This is a genomic window from Ferruginibacter yonginensis (assembly GCF_042651465.1).
Classification (GTDB): Bacteria; Bacteroidota; Bacteroidia; order Chitinophagales; family Chitinophagaceae; genus Ferruginibacter; species Ferruginibacter yonginensis.
Genome location: NZ_JBHSCZ010000001.1, coordinates 731,132 through 754,835 on the forward strand (window position 1 = coordinate 731,132; position 23,704 = coordinate 754,835).

Genomic DNA, 23,704 nt, shown 5'->3' on the forward strand with positions numbered 1-23,704 from the left:
TGATTTAATTTTATGCCATGTCAACATATATTTTTATTACCATTGCATTTATTGCAGGTTTTATTATAGCATGGGTAGTACAATTAGTTACACTCACCAAATTGAAAAAAGAATACAAAAGTGTGCAAGGTTTATTAGAAAGTGAAAGACTAATAAAAGAAACTATGCAGAAAGAAAATAATTTTTTACTGCAAAGTGCCGATGCTGCATTGTTAGTAACCAAAGAAAAATTAAAAAAAGCCGAACTTTTCATTAAGGAATTGGATACCAACATTATTTTATTACAAAAAAGTAATGAAGAAACAGAAGCACTTTTAGCAAAAGGCGAACCTGCCATACATGAATTAAAATTAAAACTAATTGAAGCCAATAATACCATTTTAAGGTATAAATCACAGTTAGATGGCCATAAACCACAAGCATGAAAATTCAATTATGGAGCATAGGTAAACCTCATGAAAGTTTTGTAAAAGAAGGTATTGAGCTGTTTACAAAACGAATTGCAAATTATTATCCTGTTGAGTGGCACATAATTCCAATGCCTAAAAATGCAGGTGTTTTAGCACCTCAGGCTTTAAAAGATAAGGAAGGTGAAAGCATTTTATCAACCATTCAAAAAGATGATTATTTGGTGTTGTTAGATGAACGTGGTAAGATGTTTACGAGTGAAGCATTGGCACAGTTCATTGTAAATAGAAGCAATGAAAGTATCAAAAACATCATCTTTTTAATTGGTGGTGCTTATGGTGTAAGTGATAGCGTAAGTAAAAGAGCCCAACAAAAATGGAGTTTATCAACCTTGGTTTTTCCACACCAATTGGTACGCCTTATTTTAGCAGAACAACTATACAGGGCTTGTAGTATTATCAGAAACGAAAAATACCATCATGCATAAAAAAAATAGGCACATAAAATGTGCCTATCAGTTTGTATTTGTGTTTGTGTTATTTATTTAACCCTTACCCAAGTTTGCGTATTTCCTACACCATCAACATTGTTACCTACTACCCTAATTTCATCATTTGTAACAACCGTAATGGTTGCTGCTTGGTAGTTTAACGTACTCGTACTACAATTGCTTAATAAATTTTCAATGGTATAACCACCAGCCTTATCAGACTTAATATTTTTCCATTTAACATCATTTACCCTATAACATTGTGTATTGTTCAATAGTGTAACCAATTTGCCTTCTGATAAAAAAGGGGTTACTGTTACAATACTTCCTACTAAAGTATTTTCAGGTGTATTGGTAGTTAATTGCCATTTGCCATTTAATGAAAATACTGCACCGCCTGTGGTATTGGTAACTTGCCTTACAGCATCGCAACTAACTAAAGCAATTAATATTGCAACAATTGATAAAAGTTTAATTGATTTCATAATGTGTAATTTTTAATGTAATGAGCAAAAGCCAAAAAGCATACCAACATTGTAAATAAGATGCTGCTTATTATTGTTAACAAAATTTTGCATAATTATTTCATGTAGCTTTGAAATAAAAATTAGCATGAATTTTTCTGCATCGCCTATCACAATTATATTAATTGCATTGAATGTAATTATTTCATTTATTGGTTTCTCAAATGGAAATCTTGTAGAAAAAACAATTGGTTGGCCTTATTATGAAAAGCGTAACAAAGAGTATTACCGCATCATCACATCGGGCTTTTTACATGCTGATTGGGTACACCTTATTTTCAACATGTTTACATTTTATTTTTTTGGTCGCAATATTGAATTCATTTTTAATACAGCACATTTAGGTGGAAGTGTTGCATACCTAAGTTTATACTTTATCGGTTTAATTATATCAGATTTACCAAGTTATTTTAAACACCAAAATGATGAATACTATCGTTCACTCGGTGCATCAGGTGCAGTATCGGCAGTTGTTTTTGCAAGTATTGTATTTAGTCCTTGGGATGAAATTAAACTCTACGGCGCCTTCGGCATTTCCGCTTTAGTTTACGCAGTTTTGTATGTGGTGTATTGCATTTATATGGGCAAACGTAATATGGATAATGTAAACCACGATGCCCATTTGTGGGGCTCCATATTTGGCTTGGTATTTACTATGGTATTAATAGCTGTTATTCGTAATGATATATTCCCTTACATTCTAGAAGATTTAAAAAAGCTCAGTATTTTCGGTATACCTAGCAATCAACTAAGTGCAACTTTAGAATATATTTTGTCGACCCGGTAACTTTAAATCGATCATCAATACGGTGACCCACTACCCAAATAATTTTTTTATTTGATTCAATCACCAATACATTTTCTTTATCAATCATTGATACTTTTTGATCAATTAAAAACCGACTTATTTTTTTTTGTTTCGGCAACCCCAATGGGTAAAAATAATCGCCTTGTTTCCACTTACGTAATAACAAAGGGTATACAATATTTTTAGCATCAACACAAGCAATGTTTTTATCGTTGCTTATTTCAAAATTTGTTGGTTCAATATGTTGTAATAATAATTTTTTGTTGCTAAATACTACTGTTTTATCAGCCTCTTCAATTACATGATGCGCCATAGTAGCTGGTTGAAGTGGTGCAATGATCAACCAATTTCTGTTCTTTAAAATTCTATGGGTAGATGATAAGACGTATTTACCTGTATCACTTTCTAACAACTTAATAACCTCAATTGTTTGAGCAGCGGTGAAGTTATAAGGCTTACACATTTCATACACAATACTAGCCAGAGGTTTCATGGCTTTTAATTGATTAACTGCAATGTGTACAGCATCACCATTAGGTTGACAAATTTTGTTTAAAACATTTTGTATAAATTGATGGTAAATGAAAGCAACATCTTGCATTCGTTCAATATTATGTAACACATTATTAGTTGCTGCAGCATATACTTTTTCAATTGAAGGAATAATATCGTTTCTAAAATAATTTCGAGTATAATCGTTGCTAGCGTTACTACTATCTGTTACAAATGCAATATTATTATCTTGAGCAAATTGAGTCAACTCCTTTCTGGTGGCAAATAACAAAGGGCGTATTAACTGAGGCTGTTTTTGAGCAATACCTGTTAAACCATCAATACCGGTTCCCCTAAAAAATTGCATTACTACCGTTTCAACATTGTCGTTAGCATGGTGTGCCGTTAATATATATTTTAAAGGGGTTACATCATTCAGTTTACTTTGTTGCAACAACTCAGTAAACCATTGGTAACGCAGCTCTCTTGCAGTGGTTTCAATTGATTTTTTTTGTTGTGCAGCAATGGCCAAAGTATTAAAATGTTTTACAAAAATTGGAACATGAAGTTGTTGTGCCAATTTCATTACAAACGCTTCATCAGCATCGCTTTCAGCACCTCTTAAATTAAAATTACAATGGGCTATGGTTATATCATATTGTAAAGTATGGCACAAATAACAAAGCACAGCAGAGTCGAGCCCACCACTTACAGCCAACAATAATCTATCTTGTTTTTTAAACAGCTGATGTTGTTCAATGTATTGTTGAAAAGATGCGATCAGTTCCATTCAAAAAAATTTAAAACCTCAACCCTGGTCGATCGTTACGAGAATTTATTTGTCCTACGCCAATTAGTTGATCCGTTCTATCAGTGAAGCCTTTATAGTATACTAAAATGGTGTAATTATTTTCGGTTTCCCAATAATTACCTTCTAACGGATTGGTAAAATCAGGTTTATTATTATCATCAGTTAAAGTATATGTATAAGAATAATAACCTTGCTTCATGTAAACAGATGCTTCGTATAAGCCAGTAGTTTCATTAAAGCGCATTTTGTAGGGTTCCCTTAATTCGTAGTTGGTAAACTGTCCTGCAACGTATACATTTTTATTTTCATAAGGTTTACCTTCTGGCGGTACTAGTGAAAATTTTACCGTAGCATAATCGCCTTGCCAAAACGGATTAATACTTTCGTATGTGATGATATTGTAGGTACCATTATAATCAGGATAGTAAACATAGCGTTGGTTACTTCTATCAACATCTTTTACAACATACATATTGGTAAATGTTTTACCATAGTCTGCATGGTCAATACGATCACTTTGTAGGCGAAAGCTGCGTAAATCTAACCAGCGAAACTCTTTACCACCGGGGAATTGGGCAATATTTTCATTAGTATAATCTAACACACTCCCTCTTACAAAAGTTGGTGCAATATCTTTTTGTGCATTATCCCAACGGTTGTTTTGCAGTATCACTACTTTTACTTGTTGTGCTGCACTAAATGCATTAATGTTACTTAAACTTACTGTAAAACGCACTTTTTGGTAACTTGTAAAATTTTGGCTACCCAATAATTGTACAACGGCAGCACCAACGGTTGCCTTGTTCTCCACTACTAACAACCTTTTGGTGAACACCAATTTGCTGGTATCACCATCTAAAAAAACTTTCAATAAATAGTTGCCTGATTTGTTGGGCAACATATTTTGCTCCGGTAAAATAGCTTGGTAGTGAGTGTACCTTGTTAACGCAATACCTGAGTATCGATAAGTAGTAATACGGTTTTGTGTAAACCCTTTCATATAATCGAAAGGCGATAAATTAACAGGCTGCCAGTTATAATCGCATAACTGATAGGTATAATAATAACTTTTAAAATTTGCTTCTAAATCATCAAACTCGAGCTGTATTTTATCGCCACTGTTAAGGGTATACACAGGCAGTTGCGATTGGTTACCATACTGAAATAACTGTGCCGTTGCAATGTAAGGCTTGTATACTTTATCAGGCAATTGTGCCTTACTCTTTTGTAAACCAATAATAAAAATGGAGCAACTTAGTAAAACATATAATTTATTCAAACGCATTTGCGGTATTAATTATTTAATTTTGAAGGTACAACAAAATTAAGCCGATTTGAACGTTTCGTTCTTCATAGCAAAAAGATTAGCATCTGTTAAACAAAAAAATTTTAGTCGATTTATAATTGGCTTGGCCATAGGTGCCACTACTTTAAGTGTGGCCGTTATGATTGTAGCTTTAAGTTTTGTAAATGGTTTTCAACATGTAATTAGTACCAAAGTTTTTAACTTTTGGGGACATATTAGGGTGCAACAAAATATAGATGATAGAATAGGCAGTACAGAAGATTACCCAATTACTGCCGATGATAGTGTAGCCAACTATTTAAAAAGCTTACCTGGCGTAATAGCAGTTGAAAAATACGCAACCAAATCAGCCATTTTAAAATATGAAACAAGTATTGAAAGTGTATTTTTAAAAGGCATTGATAGTGCTTATAATTTTAACCGATTACAACCTTTTTTGTTAAAGGGTAAATGGCTACAATTTACTGATAGCGGTTATAGCAATCAAATTAACATCAGCAATTACACTGCAACACAGCTTCAACTTAAAGTAGGCGATAGTTTAGTAGTGTACTTTTTTAACCAAAACGATGGAAGCCGCAGGGCACGAAAATTACATATTGCTGGCATTTATAAAATAGGCATTGAAGAATTTGATAAAAACTTTGCCCTTTGCGACATTAACCTCATTCGTAAATTAAATAATTGGCAACCCAATGATATTGCTGGCTACGAAGTGTTGTTAAAAGATTATCAGCAAACCGATAGCCTCACTAAACAAATTTATAAGGAGTTACCCGATAATTGGTATAGCAAAAGTATTAGGGATATACAACCACAAATATTTGATTGGTTGCATTTACAAGGACAATTAAAAAATATTTTACTAGCTATGATGGTAATTGTAGCTGTTGTAAATTTAATTACCTGCTTAATTATTTTAGCCTTGGAACGTACCACTATGACGGGTATTTTAAAAGCAATTGGCGCCAATGATTGGACCATTCAAAAAATATTTTTATACAACACAGCAAGCATTGCACTTATAGGCATTGTAGCAGGTACCATAGTTGGTTTAGCAGTGTGCTATATACAACAAAAAACAGGCTTTATCACCCTTAATGAAGAGTCATATTATATGTCTGTTGCCCAAGCTGATGTTGATTGGGTGCAGGTTGTATTGGTAGATGTTGGTACTTTATTAATTTGCTTTGCAACGTTAATAATTCCTACTTTATTGGTTAAAAAAGTACAAGCTGTTAAGGCCATCCGTTTTAATTAGCCTGTAACAGAAAAGAGTATAATACCTGTTGCTACCGCAGCATTTAACGATTCTGCAGCACCAAATTTTGGTATGGTAATTTTTTCGTCAACCTGTTGCAAAATAGCATCACTAATACCTTTTGATTCGTTGCCTATTATTAAAAAGCCCTCTTGTAATTTTCCATATTGGCGTACATCTTTACCACCTAACACAGCAGCATACTTTTTAATATTGGTATGTTGTTGCAAAATTGATTGTAAGTCTGTATAAAAAAGATGCACCCTTCCTAAACTTGCCATGGTGCTTTGTACTACTTTCGGACTGTAACAATCGGCCGTTGCAGGCGTACAAAAAACATGTTCAATATTATACCAATCTGCAATGCGAATAATAGTACCTAAGTTACCGGGGTCTTGTATATCATCTAACAACAACGTTAATTTTTGTTGTAATTGGGTTGTTGTGGCTAAGGTTTTCTTTTTAAATACCGCCAAAATATGGTTAGGTGTACTAAGGGCAGATAATTTATGGAACTCAAAATCAGCTATTTCATAAATAGTAGGTAACGCTGTACTTTTAGGCAAATCATTCAAAAAACTGGCACCTTTTTGGGTACAATAAATGCCATCACACTCAAAATTATTTGAAAGCAATAGCTCCTTTACAACCTTTGGACCCTCAGCTATAAACTGATGATGTTCATCTCTATGTTTTTTGTGCTGTAAACTTTGAATATATTTGATGGTAGATTTATTAATCATTTTGAAATTGTTGCAGGTAAACTGCTTTAATATATCATGAACTTTTTTCGCCTTAAAAATATTGTTTTTCTAGTAGTATTGTTAACCTCATGTACAATTATTAGAAAAGCGCCTGCAAATAAACCATTTTTATACAGCAATAGTATAACATTAGTAGGCGGTAAATTTAATAAATTAGAACGCCAAGCTGTATTGCAACGTTTAAACAACTCATTAGATGATAGTTCGAGGGTAAAAGTAAAAGATGCTTTTTTTGTAATTCATACCATTAAAAGGCCCACTGCTTACGATACCGCTTTTTCAAGAATTTCGGCCATGAACATGCAAGCATCAATGTATCATTTAGGTTACTACAATGCAACGGCTAGTTTTACACAAGATACCTCAGGTAAAAAAGTGAAAGTAAAATATACCGTAATTGCTGGTAATCCTACCTTAATTGATACTTTTTCGTACAAACTTCGTAAACCCGATTTACAAAATATTGTACAAAAAAATAAAGATGAAGCCATCATCATCAAAAACAACCCCATCACCAAAACGGCTGTATTAGCTGAAATTAATAGGTTGGTTGATACATTTAGAAATAATGGTTACTATAAATTTACCGCTGCTGAATTGCGTATGAGAGGCGATACCAGCATTGCAGCTTTAACCACCATTAGTGATGACCCTTTTGAACAATTACGATTATTGAATGAAGCACAACAACAACGAGATTCACCCACCATTAAACTACAAATGGTTTTAATTACGCCAGAAGACACTACCAAACTCAACAAATATTATATCAACAAAATTTACATTTTATCGGATTATCGCCCAAAAGATGAATTGTATGATACCATCAACATCACCCAAACAAAAACAAGAAATTTTATTGTTCGCTACCACGAACGGTTGTTTAAAAACAGTTTGTTCGCAAGAAATATAACATTAAGAAGTGGAGAAGTTTTTAGGCAAGATGCTTATGTGAGTACCATAAATAACCTTTCAAAGTTGGGGGTATGGCAAAGTGTAAATATTAGAATTGTAGAAAATTTTGATGAGCCCAATAAAATTGATTTGGTGATTGAATTGTTAGTGGCTAAAAAATTCAGCTATGTAAATTCGCTTGAAGCTAGTTATGCCACAAGTAATACCAGCTCAACCTTAGGTGCCAATTTATTTGGTATTTCAACCAACTTTTCATTAAAAAATAAGAATATTGGTAAAGAAGCCATTAGCATGACACATGCGCTACGTGCAGGTATTGAGTTAAACAATCGTAACAATAAAAACACCAATAACCCCATCAACTCAAACGAATTAAGTTACTCAAACAATATTTTAATACCGAGGTTATTATTATCAAGAAACTTGATACGTAAACTAAAATTAAACAATGGTGAAACCTTCATAAACAGTAATGTTGGCTATAACAACCGCTTAAATTTATTTAGTTTACAATCAGTTAATTTAAATGCTGGTTATGCTACCAATTTAAGAAATGGAGCAAGGTTTACATTTAGCCCCATCAACACACAGTTTAGTTATTTATACAACCAATCAGACAGTTTTAAAACCATCATCAATAACAACCCATTTTTAAGATATTCATATAACACTTCGTTTACAATTGGTATTGCAAGTAGTTACACTAGTATTTTTAGAAATACCTATCACCCACTCAGCGAATCAAAAGAGCGTTCATTTAAAATTAATTTTGAAGAAAGTGGGCTCACTTTAGGCGCTATACCATTTGCTGAAAAATTTAAACGAAAATATGCCAAGGTTGATGTTGAATATAAATACAACGTTAACAAAAAGAAAACTGCCTTTGTTTATAGGGCTTTTGTAGGCGTAGGTGTACCAATAGGTTCGCAAGACACTACCCTACCGTTTTTTAAACAATACTTTGGCGGCGGAAGTAATAGTATGAGGGGTTGGCCGGTGAGAGGTATTGGCTTGGGTTCACAAAAATTAATTCCAAATATTCCCAACCAAATTACATTTAACGACAGAACAGGTGATATGCAGTTTGAAACCAATGCCGAATTTAGGCATGAAATTGCTCGAATTGTACCTGATTTAATCACTTTAAAAGGTGCTGTTTTTGTTGATATTGGCAACATTTGGAATATAAAAAACTCAAGGGCGGATGGAAGTTTTGACCCTGCTCAATTCAAGTTTAAGAACTTTTATAAAGAATTAGGACTTTCAGCAGGATATGGTTTACGTTTTGATTTTTCGTATTTGATTTTACGAACCGATTTTAGTTTTAGGTTTAAACGCCCTGAAAGTAGCGACATCAATAATGGCTGGAAAGCACCACCAATTGGCTTTAACGATGCTTTCAAAAAAATATTTTCTAAACAGTTTAGGCAATGGCGTTACGAAAATTTTAACTTTACCATTGGTATAAACTATCCGTTTTAAATATTATTTACCTTCAGCATAGGCTTGCATATACGCATACCCATCATTTAATTTTCCAGCTTTTACAATAGTAGCATGGTGAATTAATCGTGATGGTTTGTCACTAAACAAATCAGTAAATACATGTTTTATTAATTGCTCTCCAAAATACCTACTAGCATCTTTTGGTAATTCATTTGGCAAATTACCTACGGCCATTACATCAACTGAAGTGGGTAAATACGGAAGCGTTTTTTCAAACGTATTTTTATCAACTCCATACACAGGTTCCGCAATGGTAGAGTCGCCCAAATTGCATGGTACAGAACCTCCCATATCATCGGTTATATCAGCAATGGTTTGAATATTAAATTGAGGCGATTGTATTGCTTCTAAATCAAAAAGGCGATCAATTTTTTGTTCCCAATAAATACCATTCATTAAAATATCTGTAACGGCAGTATATTGCTTAAACGTACAATTATATTGTTCAGGATGATCATGAAAGTCGCTACGGCTGTACTTTCCAGTAACTTTGTGTTCATACAAATCACTGCCTTTTAAATGCACATACACTGGATAAACATATTTTTTTGCAAGATAATCTTCGGGTTCCACTTCATGTATGCCCAACAAGTTCATAATTTCTAACACACCATGTGCTACCCTACCGCTACCCGTAACAGCAATTTTTATAGGCGGAATTTTAAGTCCGAAATAAGTATGCATTAAATGCTGAAAACTGTTATTAGAATTTACCCTTACTAGTTTAAAAGCACCAGTTCTGTTACCATAAGCCATCATCCCATTATGGGCTCCCACGATACCAGCAAAAAAACCAAAGCCAATGATTCGAGCCCCATCTTCATGTTCTAAACATTCGTAATCAATAAGCGTAATATTTTTTTCGATGATTGCTTGTAACAATTTTTGATTGTATGGTTGCAACTTTTTAGTATGTGAAAAAAATAGGTATGTTTTATTAGGTATTAACAAATCAATAGGTACTTCTTTGATGCCTAATAAAATATCACAATCATGCATATCTTCTGTAACAGTAACACCAGCGGCAACATATTCAGCATCTTTAAAACACCTTGTAGCACTTTGTTGCACTTTTACAGTTATATGTGGGTGATGGGTTCGTATCCATTTACATTGTGCAGGCGTTAATGCTACCCTTGCATCTGCAGGTATTTTACCTTCTCGTATTAAACCAATAGTTATCATACCAATTTTTTGTGTGCGGCAATTTACAGCCTTCTTTTATATACTACGTACATTTGTGATATGAATTATTATGAATTGTTTCAAATACCTGTAAGCCCTGTAGTTGATAAAAAACTAGTAGCGCAACAATATATTGCTTTACAAAAAGCACATCATCCTGATTTTTTTACAAATGAAAGTGATACTGATAAAGAAACAGCATTAGCTACATCAGCAGCCATTAACAAAGGCTATCAAATTTTTCAGCAAACTGATAAAACCATTGAGTATTTTTTACAATTACAACAAATAATTGAGGCTGATGAAAAGTATCCACTACCACCGCATTTTTTGATGGAAATGATGGAATTGAATGAAGCTATTGATGAACAAAATGATACATACAACAAACAAATAGCATCATTTGAACAAGAAATGGCCAATGAATTAACGAGCATTTTAAACCGCTACCAACAACAACCTACAGATACATCGGTTTTAAATGATTTGAAACTGTATTACTACAAGAAAAAATATTTAAAAAGGATTTTGGAGAGATTAGATGAATAACGTAATATTGCACTCCAATCTCAAGTGAATGCCCATGTGGCGGAATTGGTAGACGCAGCAGACTCAAAATCTGCCGTTCGCAAGGGCGTGAAGGTTCGATTCCTTTCGTGGGCACTCAAAAAAATCTCAACATAATTTGTTGAGATTTTTTTTTACGATAATGATAACGTAAAAGTAGTTCCTTTATTTATTGCACTCGTTACCGTTATGGTACAATCTATGGCTTTGGCTAAGTCTTTTATTAAATGAAACCCAAAGCCCGTTTTGCTATTAACCATTGTTGCTTCATTACGCATGGCTTCTACCCATTCATGTTGTAAGCCTTTTCCATTATCAGTAATAGAAAGTACTGTTTTATTATTTTGCTTAAATACATGCCAAACAATTTGTGCATTTGGTATTTGCACCAATGCTTTCACTGCATTTGAAGTTAAGTTGTACATAATGGTTTTCAAATAATTTTCATCTGAAAAAATGGGCAGAGAATCATTGCCTGTAAATTGAAAATTTACAGTTGTTACCGTATCAAAACTACTAGCAATATATTGAAATATAGGCGCAACAGTCATTGCTTTTTTATTAGGCTTAAATTGTTCCATTTGCCCCTTACTCCATAATAACAGTGCTTCCATATTATCTAGCAAGCTTTGAGCTGCTTGCGTAATTTTTTGTTCACGTTGTTCAATTTGTTGTTGACTTAATAGACCTGGTTCTCTTTTTTGTAAGGCTAAAAAGTTCATCAAATTGGCGATAGGGCTTCGTAAATCGTGACTAATAATTGCGAAAAACTTAGCTTTTAATTTATTAGCTTCTGCCAGTTCTGTATTGAGTTGTAATAATTTTTGATTATGCTTTTTCCTATTATTTGTTTGGTAAACTAATAAAGCAACAATAATTGCTAATAACAATAAACCGCCAACCAATGTCCACCTAATTTTTTGTTGATTGGCAATGGTTAATTTATTGAGTGCAATTTCTTTATTACGTAAATCAATATCTTTTTGAACAGTTATTTGAGCCAATTTATTTTTTGCATCTTGTGAGTACAACGAATCATTAAGATGATAGAATAACCTAAAATTTTCTAAAGCACTTTTATAATCACCTTTTGCTTCTTGTAATTCAGATAAATTGCCTAAAAAAACAGAAAGGTTAGATATATTATTGGTTTGCTTACTTAAGTTAACACAACGCTCTAAATACATTTGTGCTTTTTGTAGCAGCTCATTTTTTGAAGATGGCAATATAGCATCTCTCTTTACTTTTTGCAAAGTATCATACCGAGCTACATCTAAATATAATAAACCGATGTTACCAATATTTGAAATAGATATTGGATTTTCAGGATTAATTTTATCCCAAATAGCTTGTGCTTTTAATTTGTAATTGAGGTTCAGCCTATAATCTTTTAATAAAATAGAATAGTTGGTATAAGCACTAGCCAAGCCCCTTTCATTAGCAGTTGAATCAAACAACACAATGGCTTTCTTTAAATAAAATAGTCCATTAGTAGTATCATTCATAGTAACATACTCACCACCAATTGTTGCATAACATGCAGCTAATAAATCAGGATCATTTTGTTGTTGGCGAATTTTTAATGCTGCAAAATGATTTTGTAAGGCCAAATTATGGTTCAACTGATCAGAATACACCAAGCCAATGTTATTGTAAGCCAACGCAATTTTATCATCATTATTCATGGCTTTTGCCACATCTAACGATTTTAAAAAATATTGTAGCGCTGTATCAAGTATTGTTTGATGTTGGTAAACCACACCAATATCATTTAAAGCAGCATGTATATTGAAAGTATCTTTTAATTGTTGCAAAATTTGCAATGCTGATTTTTGATATTGCAACGCTTGTTTAAACTGGCCAATATCACTATAAATATTTCCAAAATTTAAATTAAATACGGCAATACCCTTTTGCCATTTCATTTGTGTAACATGTGCCATACCTTTTTGGCAATAATATATAGCTTGATCAGTATTTCGTTCTTTAAAAAACTTTATTACAGCTAAGTATGCACGTGCTTTTAGTGTATCATTTTTTGCAATATCAATATTATGTAACAAATTATTTAAAACAGTCACATCATTCGTTTGTGCAAATAATAGTTGCATATTAATTACCAATAAAATACTCAGTATTAATTTCATACTATTGAAAAATTAGGCTTTATAAAGTTTAATAACTTGTATTAAATATAAATTTATAAGATTGAAATAGTTTATAATAATTGATCTACTGCATCTTTAAAAACCCTACCAATTGGTAACACAACATCGTTCAATAGCACCAACTCCTTAGCGGTAATTTTTTTTATATATCCTTTTTGCACTGCATAGCTTCTGTGTATGCGCATAAACTTTGAAAAATTAGGTTCTTTTAGCAAATTACCAAGGGCTTGCAAAACACAATATTTTCTATTGGTTGTAACGATACTGCTGTAATCTTTTAATGCTTCAATATACAGTACATCATGTAAATTAATTTTTACCTGATGGTGGCCATCTTTAATAAAAATAGTATCGCCCCCTAATTGATGGCTCAATAAATTAGCTTTTGTTTGCAATTCAACATAAGCCAATACCCTATTCATTGTTGTTGCAAAACGTTCACGTTGGTGTGGCTTTACTATAAAATCAATAGCAGCCATTTCAAAACTTTCTACCGCATAATCAGGAAAAGATGTTATAAAAACACAAGCAGGAATATTCATCAATTGCTTCCTAACATCTAACCCACTCATTTGTGGCATATCTATATCTAAAAATAATATATCGAGTGGTTCATGTTGCGCAAAAGCAAGTGCTTTTAGTGGATCATCAAACGTTGCCACAACTTCAATCGCTGGGTAATCTTTTAAAAACGATTGTGTAGTAAGTCTGTCAATATCATCATCATCAACCACAATACAGCGATACTTTTTGTTCATTGTACAATTATATAATATAAATATAAACCATTTTTTTATTTACAAAATCACCTCAGAAGTTGAAGAACATTTTGTGTTGTTAAGCGATAAAAAAGGTCGTTAAGCGATTAGCTATTTTAAAGGTTTTTTATAGCATGTAGGTTTGGGCTATCAATTAAAAATAGCAACCATGAAAAAATTATTATCAATTGCAGCACTCATTTGTTTGAGTTACTGCACACATGCACAAACCATAGTAGGAAAATGGAAATGTATTGGCAATCAATTAATAAATGATAACAATAAAATAACCGATCTACAAAAACAATTGGAAGCAACCATGCCCTGTGCAGCTAATACCATTTACATTTTTGAGGCTAACGGGAAACAGTATACACAATCTACAAGCGAATGTAAAGCTATTGATGCTGTTGGTGCAGTAAACTGGAGTATTAGTGGCAATACCATATACATAAGAAAAGGTACTTCAAAAAATTTTGAAACAAGCTATACACTTCTATTTCAAGGTAATAAAGTTGTTTTTACACATGATTATACTGATGCTGAAAAGAAAAAACTCCACATAAAAACAAAACGCATCATTATCACTTATCAAAAAATATAACACTATAAATAATAAAATTATGAAAAAGAACATCATCTTATTAATAGTTTGGCTTTGCTGCAACCAACTAGCAACTGCACAAAATGGTTTAGAAAACAAACTTAATAATGCCTATAAAAAAGCTGATAAAACCGTTAATAAAGCTAAAACGATTATCGCTATTTTTCAACCATATCTAGTAAAAGCCAAGGAGCTATACGGACAAGGCAAAGCACTAGCAAAAAATGTGAAGGGAAGTATTAAAAATGGTAATCAAAATAATAATGAAAATAATGGTTTTGTTACCACCAATACCACAGCACCTACAAACGAAAGTAATAACAATAATACAGCAAGCAATAACAGCGATTTTGTAACTGCTGACCCATATACAACAGCAACTACTGCTACGCCTGAATATTATTTACCCATCAATAACGAAGCTGCTATAAATAGCGATGGTAGTGGCAATTGGGGTAATCAAAACAATGGATTATATGGCAACTGTTTAGATGCTATGACAGGTACTGTTTTGGGTATGGGTGAAGCTGCTGAAAAATCAGGCACAATTGATTTACTATTTTTTGCACCGGCTGATGGACAAAATACTTACTATTTAATGACCCCGTCATTTGCAAGAAACAACAGCAGTGCAACTTATATGACACAACATACCAGTGATGCGGTCACAAAATGGAATGATGTTGTAGAAAGCGAAATTGCTTTAACCAAACTTACTATTGGCCAGTTCAACCAAATACAAAATAATAATCAAATAACCAGTGCAGTTAAAAATGCCCAAAATTATGCAGGCTATTATGCAAGTGTAGGCAACAAGTTAGATGGACAAGTATTCGGTTTAAAAACAGAATTAGAAAATAGAACAGTATACGCCCTTATAGCCATTGATAAACACATTGGCACTAGCGGTAATAACGGTTATTTAAAAATTCGTGTAAAAACTTTGGGGGTTGATGTTAATAATAATGGCACACCTGATGCGAACCTTTATATCAGATAAAACCATTCATAAAAAATCAACATACAGCATCATGAAAAAATATATCATACTCATCATTTGTATTTTATGTGTTCAACATCATACAAATGCACAACTTATAAAAACAACGCCAGCTCGTAAGCCAATAACGGCAATGCCTACCAATGCTATTTCAAAATTAGTGGGTGAATGTAGTACACCACAAACCGTTGCGGTACTTAACAACATCAACAGTGGTAGTTATTATGAAAACATTGTTATTGCTTGTTGCAATAGCGAACAAAACAAACCTTATGCTGATGCTGGCAGTAGGCTTATAAAAACTTGGCTTATCACTAACAAAGCAACTTTTACAGTCAGTTTTAAATTTAAACAAGGTTACAAACCAGAATCAGCTTCGTATAAATTTCAAGAGAATTTAATTACCATAAAAGCTGGTGAAACCAAACAATTTAAAACCATTGAAAACCTTGGTTATACCAATTACAATAGCAGCGATGATCACAATCTTAATTACATCATCATCAATCAACTTTAAAATATAAGACATGAAAAAAAATATTTTATTCACCATACTACATAGTTTGTTGCTGTATGCATCACATGCCCAAATTATAAAGTCTACTAATATTAATAAAAGTTTACAAACCAATAACAGTAGTATACAACAAAGGGTAAACGTTGTTGTTGATGAAGGTATTTATAAAATAAAAATCAATCAAACTGGTAAGTATATTGCCATTGAGGGCGTTAACAAAAACAATGGTGCCAAATTAGTACAATGGGATAATGCTGAAAACGATAACCACAAATTCATGATATCTAAATCAAACGATGGGTATTATCTTATAAAAGCAATGCATAGCAATCGGTATTTAAATGTTGAAGGTCAAAGTACGCAAACAGGGGCCGCAATTATACAATATGATTATGTAAATCAAGATAATTTAAAATGGATATTAAGTCGAGAAGCTGAAGGCATTGTAATAAGAAACAAACAAACCGGTAATCAAATCAGCTTAAGTGGTGCTTTAAACAATACCGCCAATGGTGCCACTATAATATTAAATAGCAATGAAGCGGCTGGCAAACAAACTTTTACTTTTGAGAGAGTAGATACTAAAAGTGTAAAAAATGGTTCAGGTACAAACAATGGAAATTTAAAACTTGCACCCAATTGGAGTAATAGAGAATTAAATAAACTGCTCGATGTAAAACCTATAGAATTAAATGTAAATGGTGTACGATATAAAATGAGCAACCAAAACAACTCTAAGTACAGAGGTAAAGCTATCAATGGTATGGTTTACACTCCTAGCAAAAAACCTGAAACTGATGAAGGCACAGAGGTACTACCCAATGGTAGTATTAAAACATGTAAAGTGAGCTACCAACGCCTAACATTAGAAACTATGGATATGGATGTTGTAAGTACTGAAACCATGGATAATATTAAACCAGGTATAGTTTATGATTTAAAAGATGTACAACGTTTAGGTATATACAAAGAGTATACAGCACAAAAAAATCCGATGACTTTACGAATAAATGCACCCAATATAGCTAACCCTGTTGTTAAAGTCAATAATCCATCTGATATTGAAGAAATGGGAAATGCCGTAAACGGATTGCTGAATAGGGTAGCAACTGGGCCACCACTTGGTATTGAAGAAAGTAAGTTTACACAAATAAGATCTGAAAATGAATTTAGATTAGCTATTGGTATTGGAGGTGGGTCGCCATTTGTTAATGTGAATACCCTTTTCAATATGAATAAGACTAGCAAAACTGAAAAGTTTTTATTTCAATACAGATGGATTGGATATACTTTAGAAGCGATACCAGCTAAAGAAGGTATTTTTGCAGACGCAGAACAAAATCAGAATGCAGCAGCAGTTTATGTTGATAAAATTGCTTACGGTTCAAGAATTTTAGTTTCGTTTGAATTAGATGAAAATACTGATTTGTTCAACAATCAAACTTCTATAGATGCATCTTATGGGCCATTTAGTGCAAATGCTAATTTTCTTTACAGTAATAGTAATAAGTTGAGAGATGTAAAATTTAAAATTATAAGTTGGGGTGTAGGTAGAGGTTTTAGTGGTAACATTATAAATGCTAATGGAATTGAAGATTTGAAAAATAAATTATCACAAATGATTTCGAGTTTAAAAAATGTTCCAAACGTACCATCAGCTTGGGGTAAACCAATTACGTATAGTTTACGCTTTTTAGATGGAACAACAGCAGTTGCAAGTAGTGGTTTAGATGAGTTACCACAACGCTTTTGCACTATTTCAGATTCTGTACAAAAGAAAAGAGTAACATTAAAAATAATATCATTAACACCAATTGGCGACTGCGATGCCTATGGTCAAATTTGGGCTCAGTGTTTTGATGGAAATGATAACCTTATTGCAGCAAGCAATAACTTAAATATGTTATTTGATGTGAGTAAAAAAGCCCATTTAGGTGAAAAAGGTGCTGTAGATGTAAATGGACTTTTTGGCAAAAAAGTAACCTTCTTATTAAATAGTAAAACAAATAAGTTAGACGGTGCCTACATTAAAATTTGGAGTTGGATCAATGACGATGATGCTAGTGGCGATGATGTTATGCAATTAAGAGGTGGCGTAAGAGAAGTATGGCGACCTAATTTTAGTCCGTGGGCCCAAAAAGTATATATACCTTTTGATATAAAACCTTCAGATGCGAAAAATTTCACACAATCATATGCTGAAGATGGCGATGAATGTGTACTTGAGTACATGATTTCGGTAGAATAATTTTAAAAGGCTTTTGATTAAATTCGAAAGCCTTTATTTTTTATAATCATTCACAGAGTTTTAACATCAAAACAGCATTATAAATGGTCATTATAAAAAAGGTATATAAGTATTGATTTATCTTTATAAAACTAAAACCAAAATGATGAAAACTTTACTTTATGTTATTTTGATTGTAATGGCTACATCGTGCAGCACATTATACAAAAATGGTCAAACGCCTGATGATTTATATGCAGCAAAGGGTAAACCAGTTGTTGAAAACTTAAATGATTACCAACGTAACCCCTCAAGTTATGAAAAACGCCAAATACGAATGGGCATTAAAGACCCACGCTGGCGTAATTTAGATCAGCAATATGACTACGACTGTACCTATAACCCATATAATTATGGCTACAATTATGGTTATTATTACAATCCATATTTTTACCCTTACCCAGTTTATGGATCCAATATTACTATAGTAAATCCCAAAAATACGGCTATAAGAAAAACAAATCTTAACAGTTACACGAACACCATTTCTACCTATAACAGTAATGTAAAAACAAATACATATACCAAATCAAATGTTATAAGAACATACAATAACAGTAACACTAACGAACCTACACGTTACCCAAATACATCATGGGATACGAGGAGTTTTAATCCACAAGTATCCAATAATGGCTCAACGCCTGGCGGCAGTGGTTCTGGTACAGGCGTATCAAGACCATCAAGGGGCCAATAATTGATCTGTCAAAAAAATATTAATATGATGCGTTTTATTTTTATTTTAATTGGGTGTACCATTCAATATAATATATGTGCACAAATACCTGAAGATGCCATACGCTACAGTTGGTTTCCGCAAAATGGTACTGCACGTACTTTAGCCATAGGAGGTACTATGGCCTCTTTAGGTGGTGATGTGAGTGCAAACTTTGTAAACCCTGCAGGTATTGGTTTTTACAAAACCAATGAGTTAGTTATTTCACCAGCTTTTAGTTTAAACAATATAAAAACAGATTATCGCTCTAATAAAACCACCGAAAAAAACAACCATTTTAATTTGGGTACATCAGGTGCAGTTTTTGCTTTTACCAATAGCTACAATACTGAAAAAAGTGGGGCATTTTCTATTGGTTTTACGCAAAATGCATCATTCAATAATGTTGTTCATTACAAAGGGCTCAATAACTATAGCTCATTCGCAGAACAGTTTGCAGAAGAGTTTTCGGGTTTAAATATTAGTATTAATGATGCATTAAATACAAAATCTATTGCACCTTATACAGTTGCACCTGCTTTATATACTTATTTAATTGATATAGATACCATTAATGGACGCCCAATTGTTAAAGCAGCACCTGAATATGTTTTAGAAAGTGGTAAAGCTTTGCTACAAGAAATGACCAAAACTACCAAAGGTGGTTTGTACGAATTAGCATTTTCGTTTGCTGGCAATGATGGTAACAAATGGCTTTGGGGTGCTACTTTGGGTATACCTATTGTAAACTTTCAAAGCAATACACTTTTTAGTGAAACTGATACCTCAAATGATGCTACAAATAAATTCAAATCATTTACATATAATGATAACTATACTACAAAAGGTGCTGGTATAAATGCTAAGTTTGGTGTTATATATCGCCCTAAAGCGTATTTCAGAATTGGAATAGCCGTACATACACCTAATTATATGTCGTTAACAGATGAAAGAAAATCATCATTAAACACTATACTTGAAGGGCCATCTAGCAACATCACTGTAAACTCAAAACTTTTTACTGATAATATTGAAAGAGGTAAAGCAGCATACATACAATCAATGCCATGGCGTGCCATTTTAAGTGCAGCTTATGTATTTAGAGAAATTACAGATGTTACTAAGCAACGGGGGTTTGTTTCAGCAGATATTGAATACGTAAACCACCGTGGTAGCCGTTTTAGCAGCAATGCTGAGGAACCAACTGATAACGATAAAACCTATTATAAATCACTCAACAATGTTATTAAAAATATTTATAAAGGCAATGTAAACCTAAGATTGGGAGGTGAAATAAAATTTAATACAATAATGGCTCGTTTGGGTTTTGGTTATTACGGCAACCCTTATAAAAATGCACCTGAAAAAACAAGCAAAACAACTTTAAGTACCGGCATAGGTTATCGTAATAAAGGCTTTTTTATAGACCTTACTTATGTGTATTTAATCAGTAAAGATTTTGATGTTCCTTACCGTTTACAAAATTTACAAACAGTATATGCCGCTGTAAATCAAAACCGAGGTAACATAGCTGCTACTATTGGTTTTAAATTTTAGGCAATAATGTTATAATATTTATGAATGCATCTGTAGGGTTAACCCAATGTACAGATGCATCTTTTTTAAACCAAGTAAGTTGTCGTTTAGCATAATGCCGAGTGTTTTGTTGTATTAATTCGTAGGCTTTATCTTCATTAATTTGTCCTTCAAAAAAATTAAATAATTCTCTATAGCCTACTGTTTGCAAGGCATTCAACGATTTATATGGTAATAATTGTTGTACTTCATTTGTTAAACCTGCTTTACGCATACCTACTACCCTATCATTTATTTGTTGGTATAACACAGCCCTTGGTAACTCCATACCAAATTTTAAAATATTGAAAGGCCGTTGTTTAGGTTGCTTTTTTTGTTGCAGTAAAATAGATATTCCAGTACCTTCTTTTACTTCTAAAGCCCTTAATATTCTATGTGGATTATGTATTTCACCTTTCTCATAAAACAGCGGATCTATTTCTTGAATTTGATGTTGTAACCAAGCTAATCCATTTTGTTCATAAGCTTTATTCCATCGCTCTCTTATGGCACTATCAATGGGCTTAATATCATCAAGCCCCTCACAAAATGCCTTAATGTATAAGCCGGTACCACCACACATAATGACTATATCATTTTTTTCAAAAATGGTAGCAACTTTTTCTAACGCATACTTTTCAAAATCGGCAGCTGAAATGGCATCGTTTATACTATGTGTATCAATAAAATAATGAGGAACTATTTGTAATTCTGCTGATGATGGTTTGGCAACGCCAATATTTAATTCTTTAAAACATTGCCTACTATCTGCAGATATTATAGATGTTTTAAAATGTTGCGCCAATGCAATAGCCAATGCAGTTTTACCACTTGCCGTTGGCCCAAGTATAATGATACAAGTTTTGGGAGTCATATTTTAATAAGACTTGTAAAGAGTCTTTTCAATTTTAAAAATCTTCCATTCCATCTTCTGATGATTCTTCCATTGGTTCATCAGTAGCATCTTCTTCTTCACCTTCTTCACCATAAACATCATCCATAGCAGTTGGTTTTAAATCGTACTTTTCTTCCATTTCAGTCAAGCGTTTATCAACCAATCCTTTTGTACCAAATTGCGATGGACCAATACCCTCACTTCGTACACAAGCTGGGTATTCAATTTTTTTATTTTCAACTTTATCAACATTGATGAGCTCCACCATAAAACTCCAATGTTTTACAAAATCGTATTCGTACACAAACTTTTGATTAGGATCTCTAATTTCGCTACCAATAATGGTTTCAGCCATTAAAAGTGGTGGGGCAACATATTTTTTATCGTAAACATCAACAGATATTTCTCTTCCTCTTTGCCATATATCGTTGCTTCTGTAAAATGTTGCTTGTTGTTTATTATCAAACTCATAAGCTTTTAAAATAGCTAAATGCAAGTCAAAAAAGCTTTGGGTATGCTTTACCACAATATCTCTATACACACTTTCGTCTTCTTGAAAATAAATTCTAAACTTTAAAATTGCCATGTAACGAAATTAATTGTTTTTAAAATGTGCTGTTGCAACTATTTACACATTGGGTAATATTTCTTTAGCTTTCTGCATCATAAATGCAAAGGCTGCATCGTAATCATTGGGTATTTCACCATCTAAGATAGCATTTCTAATAGCATCTTTTATAAGCCCTACTGGTTTTGAAGGTGCTAACTGAAACGTTTGCATAATAAGTTCGCCACTTATTGGTGGTTGCCAATTACGCAATTGATCTGTTGCTTCAACTTCGGCACAGCGTTTACGTACCAATTCAAAATTATCTAAATACCGTTTTACTTTTTGTTTATTTTTTGAGGTAATATCAGCTTCACATAATTTCATTAGGCTATCAATATCTTCTCCAGCATCAAACAACAAACGCCTTATAGCTGAGTCGGTAATGTTTTCTTTTGTTAAACTAATGGGCCTTAAGTGCATTTCAACCATTTTACGCACAAACTTCATTTTTTCATTTTGCGGTAATTTAAGTTGTGTAAAAATTTTAGGCACCATTTTGCCACCAACGGCTTCATGGCCGTGAAAGGTCCAACCATGGCCTTCTTCAAACTTTTTAGTAGCAGGTTTAGCTATATCATGCAATACAGCAGCCCATCGCAACCATAAATCATCAGTTGTTTGCGCTATATTATCAACCACTTGTAGGGTATGGTAAAAATTATCTTTATGGCCATAACCATCAACAAATTCGGCCCCTGCTAGGGCTACCATTTGCGGAAAAATAATTTGTAATAAGCCCGTTTTATACAATAAGTCAAATCCTATCGATGGCTTACTGCTGAGTAAAATTTTATTTAACTCTTCGGCAATACGTTCTTTGGTAATAATGTTTATACGCTTGGCGTTATGCACAATAGCTTCATAGGTTTGTGGTGCAATATTGTAATGCAATTGTGCTGCAAAACGGATAGCCCTCATCATGCGCAAGGGGTCATCACTAAAGGTTTCTACTGCTTTTAAAGGTGTACGTATTATTTTATCTTCAATATCTTTTAACCCATTAAACGGATCAATCAATTCGCCAAAATTATTTTCATTCAAGCTAATACCCATGGCATTGATGGTAAAGTCTCTCCGTAATTGATCATCTTCTAATGTACCTGTTTGAACAATGGGGTTACGGCTGTTTTGTTGATAGCTTTCTTTTCGAGCTCCTACAAATTCAAGTTCAGTTTCGCCAATTTTAATTTGAGCAGTACCGTATGTTTTATAAATATTTACATGGGTAGCTTCATTACCAAATAATAATGCCGTTTGTTCGGCCAAAGCAATACCATCACCTACACAAACAATATCAATATCTTTTGTTGATCGCCCAATTATTTTATCTCTCACAAAACCTCCTATCACATAACTTTCAACTCCTAACTTTTGTGCAGCTGCTGCTACATTTTTAAATATTCGCAGCTCATTATCGTTATACATTATTTTCATCTGTAGCAAAAATACTAAAGTTGCTGTACGTAAAGCCGCTATCACAAAAATGAAAGTTAATAGGTAACATGGCATTAATATTGTCTTTTACACACGACTAATGT

22 protein-coding genes and 1 tRNA gene are annotated in these 23,704 nt (G+C 33.0%); 13 read left to right on the forward strand and 10 right to left on the reverse strand.

The annotated features are described in order from the left end of the window. Window positions 1-17: 17 nt before the first annotated feature. Entirely contained in the window at window positions 18-425 is a 408-nt protein-coding gene (locus ACFOWM_RS03150) for a hypothetical protein (protein WP_379706957.1), read from the forward strand. Beyond that, window positions 422-895, forward strand: coding sequence for a 23S rRNA (pseudouridine(1915)-N(3))-methyltransferase RlmH (locus tag ACFOWM_RS03155; RefSeq protein WP_379706959.1), 474 nt, complete (start codon window positions 422-424; stop codon window positions 893-895). The genes ACFOWM_RS03150 and ACFOWM_RS03155 overlap by 4 nt, the downstream gene beginning before the upstream one ends. A gap of 53 nt (window positions 896-948) precedes the next feature. Here the strand turns inward: ACFOWM_RS03155 and ACFOWM_RS03160 are convergent, their stop codons facing one another. Continuing rightward, window positions 949-1,383, reverse strand: a complete 435-nt coding sequence (locus ACFOWM_RS03160) for a hypothetical protein (RefSeq protein WP_379706961.1) — start codon at window positions 1,381-1,383, stop codon at window positions 949-951. Between the two features lie 127 nt (window positions 1,384-1,510). Between ACFOWM_RS03160 and ACFOWM_RS03165 the strand changes: the two genes are divergently transcribed. Next, on the forward strand, window positions 1,511-2,209 hold the full coding sequence (locus ACFOWM_RS03165; protein WP_379706963.1) for a rhomboid family intramembrane serine protease: 699 nt from the start codon (window positions 1,511-1,513) through the stop codon (window positions 2,207-2,209). Here ACFOWM_RS03165 and tilS read toward each other — a convergent pair. Beyond that, window positions 2,160-3,512, reverse strand: a complete 1,353-nt coding sequence (gene tilS, locus ACFOWM_RS03170; protein ID WP_379706965.1) for a tRNA lysidine(34) synthetase TilS — start codon at window positions 3,510-3,512, stop codon at window positions 2,160-2,162. The genes ACFOWM_RS03165 and tilS overlap by 50 nt on opposite strands. Before the next feature lie 10 nt (window positions 3,513-3,522). After that, window positions 3,523-4,818, reverse strand: a complete 1,296-nt coding sequence (locus ACFOWM_RS03175; protein ID WP_379706968.1) for a type IX secretion system plug protein — start codon at window positions 4,816-4,818, stop codon at window positions 3,523-3,525. Between the two features lie 49 nt (window positions 4,819-4,867). Here ACFOWM_RS03175 and ACFOWM_RS03180 point away from each other — a divergent pair, with 49 nt between their 5' ends. Further along, window positions 4,868-6,100: an ABC transporter permease gene (locus tag ACFOWM_RS03180; RefSeq protein WP_379706970.1), complete on the forward strand. Its 1,233-nt coding sequence runs from the start codon at window positions 4,868-4,870 to the stop codon at window positions 6,098-6,100. On the opposite strand, the gene ACFOWM_RS03185 is transcribed toward ACFOWM_RS03180, so the two are convergent. Continuing rightward, a complete protein-coding gene (locus ACFOWM_RS03185) occupies window positions 6,097-6,843 on the reverse strand; it encodes an RNA methyltransferase (protein WP_379706972.1) in 747 nt (248 codons plus the stop codon). The two genes, ACFOWM_RS03180 and ACFOWM_RS03185, sit on opposite strands and share 4 nt — an antisense overlap. 36 nt (window positions 6,844-6,879) lie before the next feature. Between ACFOWM_RS03185 and ACFOWM_RS03190 the strand changes: the two genes are divergently transcribed. Further along, a complete protein-coding gene (locus ACFOWM_RS03190) occupies window positions 6,880-9,261 on the forward strand; it encodes a BamA/TamA family outer membrane protein (protein WP_379706974.1) in 2,382 nt (793 codons plus the stop codon). Between the two features lie 3 nt (window positions 9,262-9,264). Here the strand turns inward: ACFOWM_RS03190 and ACFOWM_RS03195 are convergent, their stop codons facing one another. Next, window positions 9,265-10,470, reverse strand: a complete 1,206-nt coding sequence (locus tag ACFOWM_RS03195) for an NAD(P)-dependent oxidoreductase (protein ID WP_379706976.1) — start codon at window positions 10,468-10,470, stop codon at window positions 9,265-9,267. A gap of 60 nt (window positions 10,471-10,530) precedes the next feature. Here ACFOWM_RS03195 and ACFOWM_RS03200 point away from each other — a divergent pair, with 60 nt between their 5' ends. After that, window positions 10,531-11,019: an iron-sulfur cluster co-chaperone HscB C-terminal domain-containing protein gene (locus tag ACFOWM_RS03200; protein WP_379706979.1), complete on the forward strand. Its 489-nt coding sequence runs from the start codon at window positions 10,531-10,533 to the stop codon at window positions 11,017-11,019. A gap of 30 nt (window positions 11,020-11,049) precedes the next feature. Next, window positions 11,050-11,133 (forward strand) — tRNA-Leu (locus ACFOWM_RS03205). A gap of 38 nt (window positions 11,134-11,171) precedes the next feature. On the opposite strand, the gene ACFOWM_RS03210 is transcribed toward ACFOWM_RS03205, so the two are convergent. Together ACFOWM_RS03210 and ACFOWM_RS03215 are read right to left on the reverse strand one after the other, a co-directional pair. Next, on the reverse strand, window positions 11,172-13,184 hold the full coding sequence (locus ACFOWM_RS03210) for a tetratricopeptide repeat-containing sensor histidine kinase (protein ID WP_379706981.1): 2,013 nt from the start codon (window positions 13,182-13,184) through the stop codon (window positions 11,172-11,174). Between the two features lie 71 nt (window positions 13,185-13,255). Continuing rightward, complete coding sequence (locus ACFOWM_RS03215) at window positions 13,256-13,963, reverse strand: LytR/AlgR family response regulator transcription factor (protein WP_379706983.1); 708 nt, start codon at window positions 13,961-13,963, stop codon at window positions 13,256-13,258. 169 nt (window positions 13,964-14,132) lie between these two features. Between ACFOWM_RS03215 and ACFOWM_RS03220 the strand changes: the two genes are divergently transcribed. The 6 genes from ACFOWM_RS03220 to ACFOWM_RS03245 all read left to right on the forward strand — a co-directional run bounded on the left by ACFOWM_RS03220 (window position 14,133) and on the right by ACFOWM_RS03245 (window position 20,643). Then, window positions 14,133-14,567, forward strand: a complete 435-nt coding sequence (locus ACFOWM_RS03220; RefSeq protein WP_379706985.1) for a hypothetical protein — start codon at window positions 14,133-14,135, stop codon at window positions 14,565-14,567. Between the two features lie 19 nt (window positions 14,568-14,586). Continuing rightward, on the forward strand, window positions 14,587-15,567 hold the full coding sequence (locus tag ACFOWM_RS03225) for a hypothetical protein (protein WP_379706987.1): 981 nt from the start codon (window positions 14,587-14,589) through the stop codon (window positions 15,565-15,567). Between the two features lie 31 nt (window positions 15,568-15,598). Continuing rightward, window positions 15,599-16,084: a hypothetical protein gene (locus ACFOWM_RS03230; RefSeq protein WP_379706989.1), complete on the forward strand. Its 486-nt coding sequence runs from the start codon at window positions 15,599-15,601 to the stop codon at window positions 16,082-16,084. 10 nt (window positions 16,085-16,094) lie between these two features. Continuing rightward, window positions 16,095-18,332: an RICIN domain-containing protein gene (locus ACFOWM_RS03235; RefSeq protein ID WP_379706992.1), complete on the forward strand. Its 2,238-nt coding sequence runs from the start codon at window positions 16,095-16,097 to the stop codon at window positions 18,330-18,332. A gap of 145 nt (window positions 18,333-18,477) precedes the next feature. Further along, window positions 18,478-19,068 (forward strand): hypothetical protein, encoded by a 591-nt coding sequence (locus tag ACFOWM_RS03240; protein WP_379706994.1) that lies wholly within the window; start codon window positions 18,478-18,480, stop codon window positions 19,066-19,068. Between the two features lie 24 nt (window positions 19,069-19,092). Continuing rightward, entirely contained in the window at window positions 19,093-20,643 is a 1,551-nt protein-coding gene (locus ACFOWM_RS03245) for a hypothetical protein (protein WP_379706996.1), read from the forward strand. Here ACFOWM_RS03245 and miaA read toward each other — a convergent pair. From miaA to ACFOWM_RS03260, 3 genes are read right to left on the reverse strand one after another with little or no spacing between them, the layout of a single operon-like run. Further along, window positions 20,633-21,535, reverse strand: a complete 903-nt coding sequence (miaA, locus tag ACFOWM_RS03250) for a tRNA (adenosine(37)-N6)-dimethylallyltransferase MiaA (protein WP_379706998.1) — start codon at window positions 21,533-21,535, stop codon at window positions 20,633-20,635. The genes ACFOWM_RS03245 and miaA overlap by 11 nt on opposite strands. A gap of 34 nt (window positions 21,536-21,569) precedes the next feature. Next, window positions 21,570-22,142 (reverse strand): IS1096 element passenger TnpR family protein, encoded by a 573-nt coding sequence (locus ACFOWM_RS03255; protein ID WP_379707001.1) that lies wholly within the window; start codon window positions 22,140-22,142, stop codon window positions 21,570-21,572. A gap of 42 nt (window positions 22,143-22,184) precedes the next feature. Continuing rightward, window positions 22,185-23,591: a CCA tRNA nucleotidyltransferase gene (locus ACFOWM_RS03260; protein ID WP_379707004.1), complete on the reverse strand. Its 1,407-nt coding sequence runs from the start codon at window positions 23,589-23,591 to the stop codon at window positions 22,185-22,187. Window positions 23,592-23,704: the final 113 nt, after the last annotated feature.